Annotated in this window: 7 protein-coding genes; 2 read left to right on the top strand and 5 right to left on the bottom strand. The window is 62.3% G+C overall.

Going from position 1 to position 12,406, the window contains the following annotated elements; translation table 11 throughout:
• Positions 1-25: 25 nt before the first annotated feature.
• Together VO57_006425 and VO57_006420 are read right to left on the bottom strand one after the other, a co-directional pair.
• Positions 26-958 carry a glycosyltransferase gene (locus VO57_006425; GenBank protein ID XBL70971.1) on the bottom strand — a complete coding sequence of 311 codons (933 nt, stop codon included), beginning with the start codon at positions 956-958 and terminating at the stop codon, positions 26-28.
• Positions 958-2,232 (bottom strand): oligosaccharide flippase family protein, encoded by a 1,275-nt coding sequence (locus VO57_006420; GenBank protein ID XBL70970.1) that lies wholly within the window; start codon positions 2,230-2,232, stop codon positions 958-960. The genes VO57_006425 and VO57_006420 overlap by 1 nt, the downstream gene beginning before the upstream one ends.
• A gap of 297 nt (positions 2,233-2,529) precedes the next feature.
• Here VO57_006420 and VO57_006415 point away from each other — a divergent pair, with 297 nt between their 5' ends.
• Positions 2,530-3,957: a WecB/TagA/CpsF family glycosyltransferase gene (locus VO57_006415; protein ID XBL70969.1), complete on the top strand. Its 1,428-nt coding sequence runs from the start codon at positions 2,530-2,532 to the stop codon at positions 3,955-3,957.
• Here VO57_006415 and VO57_006410 read toward each other — a convergent pair.
• The 3 genes from VO57_006410 to VO57_006400 all read right to left on the bottom strand — a co-directional run bounded on the left by VO57_006410 (position 3,951) and on the right by VO57_006400 (position 10,656).
• Positions 3,951-5,618, bottom strand: coding sequence for a response regulator (locus VO57_006410; GenBank protein ID XBL70968.1), 1,668 nt, complete (start codon positions 5,616-5,618; stop codon positions 3,951-3,953). The two genes, VO57_006415 and VO57_006410, sit on opposite strands and share 7 nt — an antisense overlap.
• 154 nt (positions 5,619-5,772) lie before the next feature.
• Positions 5,773-10,158, bottom strand: coding sequence for a PAS domain S-box protein (locus VO57_006405; protein XBL70967.1), 4,386 nt, complete (start codon positions 10,156-10,158; stop codon positions 5,773-5,775).
• A 3-nt stretch (positions 10,159-10,161) separates the two neighbouring features.
• Entirely contained in the window at positions 10,162-10,656 is a 495-nt protein-coding gene (locus VO57_006400; GenBank protein ID XBL70966.1) for a GAF domain-containing protein, read from the bottom strand.
• A gap of 533 nt (positions 10,657-11,189) precedes the next feature.
• Here VO57_006400 and galE point away from each other — a divergent pair.
• Positions 11,190-12,203 (top strand): UDP-glucose 4-epimerase GalE, encoded by a 1,014-nt coding sequence (galE, locus tag VO57_006395; GenBank protein XBL71302.1) that lies wholly within the window; start codon positions 11,190-11,192, stop codon positions 12,201-12,203.
• Positions 12,204-12,406: the final 203 nt, after the last annotated feature.

Genomic DNA, 12,406 nt, shown 5'->3' with positions numbered 1-12,406 from the left:
GTAGTCCCCTTCGAATATCTTGAAATCAGGCGAAAACGCTGGCCCGGACCCCTTGCGGAAGCAGGCTGCTGCCAATCGCGGCGCCGAGCGTCAGACCGCCGCGGCGTGTGTCGGAAAAGAAGGCGCGGTAGTCGGCACGAAGGCCATCGAAGGCCATCTGCCTGGCCAGCCGCGCGGGGCCCCCTGCACGCAGGATGCGGCGAGCGAGGTAGCGGCAGTAGATCGCTTCGCTCCGGCGCATGTCGAAGCGGCCTTCATATTTGGCAGCGAGCTCCCGCCAGCCTGCGAGCATGGCTTCGTAATCGCACGACAGGCCGTCCGGGCTGAGGCGGTAATCCACCAGCCAGTGATCCATGCCGGCTATCTTGCGCCCCTCGTCCACGAAGCGAGCGAGAAACTCCTGGTCTTCGGCATGGTTCATGCCGTCATGGAAGCCGCCCATCGCAAGGAAGGTCTCGCGCTTGATGACGAGGTTCGAGGTGGTGCACACAGGGTTTTCCGACAGGACCGTATCCAGACGGAGCAGATCGTGTCGCACGGTGGAATAGGTCAGCGGATCGGCCAGCGTGCCGTCTGCGCGTTCAGACCGGAAGGCGATCTTGGCGAAGCTCGCCTCCAGGCCTTGATACACCTCGTGCAGGCGATGGTGCTGCAACAGCTTGTTGGTACGCCAGCAATCGTCCGCATCGAGGAATGCAAGCAGTTCACCCCGGGCAAGCTCTGCGCCGAAATTGCGGGTGGCCGAAACGCCTTCCTGGTTCTTCGCGAACAGCCTCACGCGTTCGTCATTGCCTGCGAAAGGCAGCATCTTGCGGATGCTGTCATCGGTCGAGCCGTCGTCGATCAGGATGATCTCGAAGTTCTGGAAAGACTGCGCGCGCACGCTTTGCAGCGTCGCTGCGATCGTGCGTTCGGCATTGTGAACCGGGATAATCACGGAAAAACGGGGGGTGCGCATCAGGCTACTCCTTTTGTCGGACTGGATTGGATGGTTGAGGCAAACAGGTGGGCGATGGCCGCCGGCAACAGCACCAGCGCGAGGCCGGCGGCGTAGGCAGCGCAGGCTGCAGCGAGCGAGTGGGTGGACCCGGCGGCCAGCCCGGCAAGACCGGTGGCGGTGGCGGCCAGCGCCAGGCGCGTTTCCACGAAAGGCCGCTTGCGGGCGCGCAGCCAGGCACCGATCAGCGAACCGGCGTAAAGAGGCAGCGCGGCGAGCGAGAGCAGAGCGATGTAGGGCGCCGCGTCGATCCACTCGGCACCGAACACCAACGGAACGTAGACCGGTGCCAGCAGCGCCTGGGCGGCGACGACCGGGGCCAGCAGTACCAGGCCCAGCACGAAGGACTGGCGGAACAGGCGGGCGCGATCGTCATCTCCAGCCTGCTTGCACAGCAGGGGGAAGACGACCGTGTTGCAGGCCGCGACGAAGGACAAGGTGATGCCCAGCCCGGCGTTGAAAGCGAAATAGTACAGGCCCAGCGCTTCGCTCCCCAGCAGAGCGCCGATCACCAGCTTGTCGGCATGGATGCGCAGCGCGGCAATCAGTTCGGAACCGAGAATGGCGGGGCCGTAGGCAGCGAATTCGCGCACCGGCGCATACCCGGCAGCCGGATTGGAAGACCACCTGCGGGCGCGGCGCGTCAGCACGGTCCACAGCGGCGCGGTCAGCAGCTTGGGCAGGACGATCGCCCACGCGCTCGGCCACACGACGACCAGCGCCAGCGTCAGGCCATGATCCGCCATGGTCTGCGTTGCGGCAATCCGCGCCGTGGTCGTCAGCCGCCCGTCGCGCATCAGCAGGAAAACCTGCACCAGCGCGGGCGGCATGCAGACATAGACGCCAGAGAGCACCGCCAGCATCAGCGCCGCTTCGGAGAGATTCCAGATCAGGAACAGCGCGGAAGCTACGGCCAGCTGCACGCCCGCGACGGCGAGGCAGACCGCCCAGAACAGGCGCGCTGCGGTGTTGCACAGCGCGGGCAGTTCCTCGTCGGTCGCGGCGATGATGCGCTGGCCGATACCGGCATTGGCGAGCACGCGGATCAGTTCGAACAGCGTCAGCGCCAGCGCCGCCGTGCCGAGCAGTTCGGGCGACGTGCGCCGCGCAATGACAAGGATCGCAAGGATGCGCACGACCCGGGTCGCCGCCTCGGCCGAGCCATAGGCGACAAGGCCTTTGGCGATCGGCGCGATGCCTGCGGGCAGCCGGTTGGAGATGGTACGTGCGAACATTGAAGGCGGGTCCTCGAATAGGTTCGCCATCCCATTTTCAAGGACCGTGCCAGTGTCGGATTTCTGCCGGTTTCAGGCGGTTGGGGTACTTGAGGAAGGCAGCAGGGGCCGCAAATTCGCGTTCTGCGAGGGAATTCATCGCAAAGTGCGAAACCGAACCTGCGCAACTTGCGAAAATCCGCATCCTGCCAGCTCTCCGGCGACAGGGAGAATTCGCATAACTACTTGATATAGATCGTTTTTATCCGTTTGGCACGGCAATTGCTCAATCGGGGCCATCCACCAAGAGGAAGCCCCATGAGATATAATCCGACAAGCGAATTCGCCACCTACGACTTCACCGCGTTCATGCAGAAGATCAACGCTGCGGAAGCGCAGCCGACGGTCGACCTGTTCGGCCAGACCCTGGTTAAAGGCACCCGTCAGGATACGGCCCGCGAGATCGTGTCGCGCGCCGCTCGCGGACAGCGCACCGTGGTCAACTTCGTAAACGCGCATTGCGTCAACACGCTTTATAATGACGCCGGATACCGCCGTGCGCTCGATGTCAGCGACCGCATTCTGCCCGATGGCAGCGGCATGTCGCTGGCCGCACGGATGGCGGGCGTGAAGCTGGGCGAAAACCTCAACGGCACCGATCTGTTTCCGCACATCTGCGAGTTCGCCGAATATAGCGGACAGGCGATTTTCCTTCTCGGCGGCGATCATGGCGTGGCCGACGGTGCTGCGGCATGGGCCGCGCGCAGTTTTCCGCGCATCGATATTGCCGGCACCTGGCACGGTTATTTCGATGCCGAACAGGAGCACGCCCTGATCGAGCGGATCAACCGCTCGGGCGCCTCGATCCTGTTCGTCGGGTTCGGCGTGCCGCTGCAGGAAAAGTGGATTGCCCGGAACCGCCATCGGATCGACGTGCCCGTGATCCTCGGCGTCGGCGGCCTGTTCGACTACTACTCGGGCCGCATCCCTCGCGCACCCAGGGCGGTTCGCGCCATCGGCTGCGAATGGGCGTGGCGCCTGGCAATGGAGCCCCGCCGGCTCGCCAAGCGGTACATTCTGGGGAATGCAGTTTTCATGGCGCATGCGGCACGCCACGCGCTGGAACGTCGCGGTGCGCTGGAGAAAACATCTGCCGCCATCAAGCGTGCCACCGACATGGTAATCGCCACGATGGCGCTGGTCGCTCTGTGTCCGATCTTCCTCGCCGTCGCGCTGGCGATCAGGCTCGAGGATCGCGGCCCGGTGTTCTTCCGCCAGACCCGCATCGGCGAGCGTGGACGCAATTTCAGCATGATCAAGTTCCGCTCGATGTACACCGATGCCGAAGCGAGACGCGCGGCGCTGCTCGCTCACTCGGAGCGCGACGGAACCTGCTTCAAGATGAAGAACGATCCTCGCATCACGAAGGTTGGCCGCTTCATCCGCCGGACCTCGATCGACGAATTGCCGCAGCTGATCAACGTCTTGACCGGCGAGATGTCGCTCGTCGGCCCGCGCCCTGCCCTGCCTTCCGAGGTCGTGACCTACGCCGGGCAGAGCTGGCGCCGACTGGGTGGCAAGCCCGGCATCACCTGCATCTGGCAGGTCAGCGGACGTGCCGAGATTCCGTTCAAGCGCCAGGTGGCGATGGATTGCGCCTATCTGCGCCGGCGTGGCCTGCTGACCGATCTTTCGCTGCTGCTGCGCACGGTTCCGGCGGTCGCTACCGGTCGGGGTGCTTACTGAGCATGCGCGACACGCTCATCATACAGGTCGTCGCAAGCCGCCAGGCTTGCGGCGATCGTATCCCGCAGAGGGGTGACCATGCTTTCCCGCTGATCGACCGGCGCGCTGCGGATCTCGGCCAGTTGATCCACCATCGCGACAGCGCCCACGTTCAGGCAGATACCCTTGAGACTGTGGGCAAGCCTGTCCGTACCTTCATCGTCGCCGGCAAGGATTGCACTGGCCAGTGCTTCACCATTCTTTCCGAGATCCTTGCGGAACGCGTCGAGCATCTTTTGACGAAAGGAAGGGGGCAGGACCAGGAATGCTTCGAGGAAAACCTCGATATCGAACAGCACCGCTTCCCCGGCTTGCGCGTTGTCGGCTGACAGAGCCGCACGTAAGGCGGCATCGAGTGCGTCGCGCCTAATCGGTTTGACGAGGCATTTCGACATGCCCGCAGTCAGCAGGCTCTCTCTTTCGGCCTGCAGGCTGTGCGCACTGATGCCGATGATCGGCACGTGGGCTTCGGGGCCGGGCAGGTCCCGGATGGCCACGGTCGCCTCTTCGCCCGTCATGATCGGCATCATCACATCCATCAGCACCGCGTCGAAGCCTCCCTTGCGCACGGCTTCGACGGCATCGCGACCATTGGTAACCGTAGTGACCTCTCCACCCAGCATTTCGACCAGCTGGGTTATGACGAATGCGTTGCTCTCGGTATCCTCGGCCAGCAGAATCTTCGGGGCTTTGCCATCTGCAGTACGGAGCGCGGTGAACTCGTCGGTCGGAGCGCTGGCGGGCACTGGCCGGTCTTCACGTTGCCTGGTCCCAGTTTCATCCGCAGTCGTAATAAGCTGATCGGCAATCGCCGCCAGATTGTCCGCCGCGTCCAGGCCCCTGTTGGCGAGTTCGTCACCCGGATAGCGCCGGACCAGCAGCTCCATCGCGCCGATCAGCCCGCCCATCGGGGTGCGGATACGGTGGGCCATTTCGGAGATGAAGCGGTTTCTCTTCTCCAGAGCCGTGCCCGTCTCCGCCTGCGCCTTGCGAAGGGCGTCCGCAAGCCGGTCCAGCTCCTTCACGCGGCGTTCCGCCCGCAACTGCAAGGCGCGGACACGGCGGGCATTGGTGCGGCTTTCGGTGACGTCGCGCGCGGTGGCGAACACGACATACTGACCGTCGACCGGCGTGCTCTCGCGCCGCACGTGCCAATCGAGCCAGCGCACCTCTCCGTCGGGCCGGAGAATGCGATGCTGGAAGGTGTGATCCTTGTCCGGCTCAAGCGAGGCGAAGGCGTTGCGTGCGACGCTTGTAAAACGCTGTCGGTCGAGCGGATGGATCGCCTCGCCCAGCCGCTTCTTGCTGATGATCGTACCTTCAGGATAGCCCAGAAGTACGGCGAAGTTCTCGGAGGCCGTGAAATGGCGACCATGCTCGACGTAGATGGTCGCCAGCTCGGCAAGACGCTGCGCACTCAAGAGCTTCTGGTTCTCGATATCGAGCCGCTCGACAAGTTCACCTTCGCGCTGGCGCAAATCCTTGTTCGCACGGTCGAGCTCACGCATGCGGTTGTCGAGCATTGCTTCCGCGTCTTCGAGCGCCCTCTCCGCGCGTGCGAGGCGGCGTGACAGCAGCTCTATCTGCGCTTCGGGTGGAAGATCAGCCCAGTCGCTGACCATCTGCAATCTCCGTCTCTCAATCGCGGTGCCACCGCCAGTTTCGTGAGCGTCTCGTAAATACTAACCGCTTGCGGTTTAGAGCTGTCCAAGATGGATGATAAATCCTGAAATGTCAGAGCCGGTCCGAACTGGCTGCGAATTTCGAGAATATCGATCAATCTGGCATTTCGTCTGATCGCGGTGAAGCCACGCCAGCGTCACTAAACAATCTGGTCGGAGGTTCGCTCGATTTCCACTTGGCGAAAGCTTGCTGCGCCGATCGAACTGCCGCGCCCACGTCTTCCTCTTCGGCATCGAGTAAGGCCTGTTCCTGAATCCGCGCCTCCTCGCCGAGCTCTGCCTCGCCGAACATTCCGGCGGTCCCAGCCAGTTTATGCAACATCTGCGCCACCGCTTCGACTTCGCCCCGGTCGAGCGGGTTGTTCGCATCCAGTTGATCGAGCGCCTCGAACGTCGTCTCGCGCCGCTCGGCATAACTCTTCAGCAGCGCTTGTTCCGGATTGTGCGGAGCCTTCTGCTCCGAACGGGACGCTGCCCCATGGAAGAGATGCCTTGGCAGCCATTCCTTGATTGCAGCTTTCAGGCTGCGCATGCGGATCGGCTTCGCCAGATGTCCCTGCATCCCCGCCGCAAGGCAACGTTCGACGTCGTCGCTATAGGCGTTGGCCGTCTGCGCCAGGATCGGCAATTCATCCGGGGTAATGCCGGCGTCCCGCAATGTCCGCGTGGCCTCCAGACCATCCATGATGGGCATCTGAACGTCCATCAATATCAGGTCATAAGGTTTGTCGGCGGCTTGTGCATCGGTGACCAGGCGCACCACTTCCTCGCCATTCTCGGCAATATCGACGGCCAATCCGATACGGCTGGCCATCGAGATGATGAGCGCCTGATTGATGTCATGGTCTTCGGCGACAAGGATGCGGGGCGGCCTGGCGAAAGTGAGTGCGCGTTCGCTGCGCGGCGTCGTGGCCGACTCGATCCGGTCGCCATTCGCCCTCAAAAGAGGCAGCCGCAGGGTAAAGACCGAGCCATGGCCTAGTTCGCTACTGACCAGCAATTCGCCGTCCATCATCTTCGCGAGCTCGTTGCTGATCGTCAGGCCAAGGCCGGTGCCTCCATATATGCGAGCGGTGGATTCATCGGCCTGGCTGAACTCACGGAAAATGGCGTCGAGCCGGTCCGCAGGTATGCCGATCCCCGAATCCTCCACTGCAATACAGAGCGTTTCCTGATCCTCCGGGCCCCGCTCAATCGAGACGCGGCAATTTACTATGCCCTTGGCCGTGAACTTGATCGCGTTGCCGACCAGATTGGTCAGAATCTGCCGCAGCCGCAGTGGATCGGCCATCACACGCGAGGGGACATCCTCATCAATCAGGAGTTCGAACTTGAGCCCCTTCTGGCGGGCGGTCGGCTCCAGGAGCCTCATGCAAGATTGCAGCTTGTGGCGCAGGTCGATCGGCTCCCTGACGATCGTCATCTGGCCCGCATCGATCTTGGAAACATCGAGAATGTCGTTGAGAATCTGCATCATCGCCCGGCCCGAATCCGCGATGAGCTGCGCATTCTCTCGTTGTTCGGGCGACAGCTCCCCGGCGAGCAGCAATTCGGTAAAGCCGACCACGCCATTCATCGGCGTACGGATTTCATGGCTCATATTGGCCAGGAAAGTGGCTTTGGCAGCCGCGGCAGTCTCTGCATTCTGGCGGGCAGCGACCAGGTCCAGCTCCATCTTCTTGCGGTCGCCAATGTCCCGGATAGATACCGAAACCTCTTTTGCCTCATCGCTCTGCTGGTCTTTGACCAGCCCCGCATTGGCTTCCAGCCAGCGATAGTCGTCATCCTTGGTCGATCGCCACCTGTAGGCAGCGACAATCTGCTTGATCCGACCGGAACGCAGATCGTCGAACAAGGACCACATTCGGTCCTGATCGTCCGGGTGAAAGCCATCGAGTGCGTTGGTGCCGATCAAGTGCTCGCTCGGCACGCCCAGCACGTCTTTTGCCGAGGGCGACGCATAGAGGCATGTTCCGTCCAGCTCGACGCGGAATACTGCGTCGGTGGCATTCTCTGCCAGGATGGCCAGCTGCTTGTCCCGCTCGGCGATCTCCTTCTCGAAGCGCTTGCGGTCGGTGACGTCGATGACGACGCCGATATATCCGCGCACGTTTCCGTCATCGTCGAATTCGGGCTGCGCGACGGCGTCGACCCAAACGATCGAACCGTCCAGATGCAGCCAGCGAAACTCGCCCCGGTATGGTTCCCCTCGATCCACGGCGGCAGCCCAGCGCTGGAGCAAGCCGTCCAGATCGTCGTAGTGGACGGCCCTGCTCCAGCCCGTGCCCATCGCTTCTGCCTCTGTCAGGCCGGCCATCTGACACCACGCGGGGTTGACGTAGTTGCACACGCCTGCGCTGTCGGTGCGGAATATGCCTGCTGGAGAAAAGCTCGCCAGCGACTGGAAACGCCGTTCGCTTTCCTTCAGCGCGTCCGTCGCCAGCTTCTGTTCGGTGATATCAATCGCAACGCCGATGAAGCCCTGCATTTCGCCATCGTCGCCGATCCGGGGGGCGGCGATCAGGTCCACCCATGAGACAACATCATCGGGCTTCAAGAACTGTAGCTTGCAGCGCCACTCCGTACCGGCCTGCACGGCATCGAGCCATTCCCGCTTTACGTCATCTCTCAGGTCGGGATGCACCGCATCGAGCCAGCCTGCGCCCAATGCGTGCGAGGCGCCCAGCCCGGTTTGCTTGAGCCACGCTTCGTTGACATAGGTGCAGAACCCATAGGCATCCGTTCGGAATATGCCTGCGGGGGAGAGACCTGCAAGATCGCCGAACCGCCGCTCGCTTTCCTCGAGCGCGGCCACAGTCTCCTCAAGCTCGCGGGTGCGCTGCTTGACCAGCCTCCCAATATAGGCTTCGCGGCGCGAGCCACTGAACAGCAACACCGCAAAAATGAGCGTAAGCAGCAGGCCCCCAATCAGTACGAGACTGGCCTCACGCGTCACCACGCCGCGCTCGAACGCTGGAGTGCTGGTCCACACCACCGTCCAAGTCTGTTCCATTACCTTGAACGTGCGTTGGACGGTAAAAGCGGACGCCCCATCGCCTGCGGGTGCTTCGGAGCTGCTGAAAATCAGCTCTTCGGGATCGGGCCGCGCGCCATCGTAGACGGCGATGTCGAACAGCTTTCCCTGACTTGGCGTAAGGTCGGACATGAAACGCGGGCCGACGAAGGGTGCGTAGATCCACCCATCGAAAGCCGAGCGGCGCTCTTCGACCGTATCTGTCGGCAAACCCGGCCTATACAAAGGTCGCAGCAGCAGAAATCCGGGGCTCTCCGTCTCGTCCTGCACGAGGAGGATGCGCCTCGTGATCGTCGCCTTGCCCGTATCGCGCGCCTTGCTTGCTGCAGCTCGGCGATTATCCTCGAACGCAATGTCGAGGCCGATGGCCTGGATGTTGTCGACCAGCGGTTCGATCGCCACGATGACGAACCTCTCGTCACGATCGGTCAGCGGATGAATCTCGAGATCATCCCGTCCTCTGGCGGCCAGGCTATCGAGAAATGCCTGCTCCTCACCCGCGCGTACCGGCTCGATGAAACCGATACCGCTGATGCCGGGAAGGGTCTGCGGAAGGTCGAGGAGCGAGGCATAGATGCGCCATTGCTCCGGTGTGACCTCATCGGATGCCTCGAAAAGTGCAGCGCCTCCATCCAGCGCCTGACGATAGGATTGCAGACGATGGTCGAGCGCCTGCCGGCTATCTGCCGCAAGCGATTCGAACGACGTCTGGCTGCGTTCGTAGGCCGCCTCCATGTTCAGACGCCACGCGGCCAAGGTCGCGAACAACAGCACCAGAATGGCGATAAAAGCCACGGTCGAGAATGGCGCGAGCCTCTGCCCCCGCCAATGGATCGCGCCACGACTCCAGGGTGCGAGGAACAGAAGCGGGACGACAATCAGAACGCCGCCCATGTCGCCGCCCCACCAGCGCAGCCAGAAGTTGATCAGGTTGCTCTGCGCCACGACGCCGCTCGCGAAGAGCGTCGCCGTTCCGAAGGTGGCGCCGACAAGACAGGTGAACGGGCCGACCAACAGGAGAAGCCGCACGAGTTCTCGCGGCCCCTCCAGCTTGAGCGGGAAACCCGCGCGGCTCCTTATCCAGTAAGCCCCCAGAAGGGCCTGCAGGGTCGACCCGGTCGCGATCAAAGTGGCATCGAGCGCCACGGTCACATCGGCTTGAAGCTCGCCCGAACCAGCCGCGAGTGCATTGACGCACCACGCGCCTAAAAACACGCCCGGCCAGACACGGTAGCCCAGAGCAGTGATAGCCGCGATGGAGAGCCCCGCTGCCGGCCAGATGAGCGAAGCAAAGCCGGGCGGCGGTGCCAGCTGCTGGCCGATCCAGCCGAGCAGGCCATATCCCAGCGCAAGGCCGAGGATTTGCACCGGGAGCCTGGCCAGCAGCCCGCCCCAAATCAACGGACCCGATGCTCCGCCTGCGCGGATGGATGCGCTACCGCTCATGTCCTAGCCAGTGCGGGCCATTTCTTTGGCCGATCCCAGCATCCGGCTGACTTCAGCCGCCAGTTTGGTCAGGGCTTCCCTGTCCGCCTCGCTGAAATCATGCCTCGGCCTGCGATCGATGATGCAGATCGTGCCCAGCTTGTCTCCACCTTCTGCGGTCACCGGAGCGCCCGCGTAGAAGCGGATCGATGGATCATCGAGGACCAGAGGATTGCGGCTGAAACGCTCGTCGTCCCTGGCATCTTCCACCACCATCACGTCATCGCCCTGAATGGCATAGGCACAGAATGCGACCGAGCGCGGCGTCTCGTCGACATCGAGGCCGACCTTCGCCTTGAACCACTGCCTGTCGGCGTCGACCAGCGACATGAGCGCAATCGGGGTGCCGAAGCGCTCTGCGGCCCGCCTTACGACATCATCGAATTCCGGCTCGGGCGGGGTGTCGAGCAAACGGTAGCCGTGGAGCGTCTGCAGGCGCTTTTTTTCACGATCTTCCATGGTATTTCCAAACTTTAGGTCTTCTAGATTGGTACAGGGCAGCGGTTTCCGAACCATTAAGCGAGGACCTTCAGCAAGCCCCCCGATGCTAAGGTCTACGAACGCGCGCGGTCCTCTTCTTCCAATAGCCGCCTCACGCCGATTTTTCCAAATAGTGGCATTCAAGAAATCGCTCTGTCCCGAGCGCGTAAGAGTCCCAGGCAGCACAGTAATTGAGATTCAATTCGCAAGTCAGAAGATATCTGGCCTCGCTTGGAAAGACCCGCTGCGTAGCGCTCCGGTTTCGAGGAAAGATGGTAAACCATCCCTTAAAAACAATCAATTGCAAGCCCTCGAGGCACCATCGACCCCCGGATTGAAGCCCGAACCCGCATCGCGCCCGAAATCGGCATAGCGGAGCGTGACGGTCGAGAAAGATGAGAATGGTTGAAACAAACCGACCGCGATGAATTAACGAATCTGCATAGGTATTGTGAATAGAGGCTTCGCTTGATCTGATCCCAAGTGGACGTATTTGAGAACCCATGGAGAGAATGGATAAAAGCCCCGCCCTCGTAACCGGCGGTGCAGGCTATATCGGTAGCCACGCCGTTCACGCGCTGCGCGACGCCGGCCGCCCGGTGGTGGTGATCGACAACCTTTCGACCGGCTTCCGCTTCGCGGTACCTGAGGACGTCCCTTTCTACGAAGGTGATATCGCCGACCGCGATCTGCTTGCACGTGTCTTTGCCGAACAGGGCATGGGCGATGGCAAAGGCGCAGTAATGCACTTTGCAGGCTCGATCATCGTGCCTGAATCGGTCGCCAAGCCATTGTGGTATTACGAAAACAATACGGTGAAGAGCCGTGGCCTGATCGAGGCTGCGGTGGCGGCTGGCGTGCCGCATATCCTGTTCAGCTCCACTGCCGCCACATACGGCGTGCCCGATGTCTCGCCGGTGACGGAGCAGACGCCGACCGTGCCGATCAACCCCTATGGCTGGTCCAAGCTGATGACCGAGCAGATGCTCGCGGATACCGCCCATGCCCATCCGATCAACTTCTGCGCGCTGCGCTATTTCAACGTGGCCGGGGCCGATCCGCAAGCGCGCACGGGGCAGTCGACCGCGGGAGCGACACACCTGATCAAGGTCGCTGTCGAAGCCGCGCTGGGCAAGCGCGATGCGGTGAGCGTGTTCGGGACCGATTACGACACGCCCGACGGCACCGGCGTGCGCGACTATATCCATGTCAGCGATCTGGCCGCAGCGCATGTGCTGGCGCTCGATGCGCTGATCGCCGAGCCGGAACGGTCGATGACGATGAATTGCGGCTACGGACGCGGGTTCTCCGTGCTCGAAGTGCTCGACGCGGTCGACCGGGTGACGGGAGGCCAGATCGAACGCGTCTTTGGCGAGCGCCGCGCGGGCGACCCGGCAATGCTCGTCGCCGACAGTTCGCTGCTGCGCGCGACCGTTCCGTGGACGCCGCGTTACGACAATCTCGACAAGATCATCGAACATGCGCTGATGTGGGAAAAGAGACTCACCGAATTGCGCACCTCCTAGCGGCTTCAAGACCTGACACCGCGCAACACGTCGGCCCGCAGTGCCGTCGACCGAAGCGACCAAAATGAAATATCGAGCGCATCGGCTTGAGTGACCCTGCGTAGAACATACTTGGACGAGAAGGCAGAACCGCTTCGTCTCCGCCATTTTCCGACTACGATGCCCGCTGGTTATACAACACGGCCTGTGAGGTAGCCTTTCCC

Origin of the sequence: Citromicrobium bathyomarinum (assembly GCA_001306305.2) — a bacterium.
Taxonomy (GTDB): Bacteria; Pseudomonadota; Alphaproteobacteria; order Sphingomonadales; family Sphingomonadaceae; genus Alteriqipengyuania; species Alteriqipengyuania bathyomarina.
The sequence above is the reverse complement of the archived record's forward strand: the minus strand, read 5'-3'. Positions and strand labels throughout refer to the sequence as shown.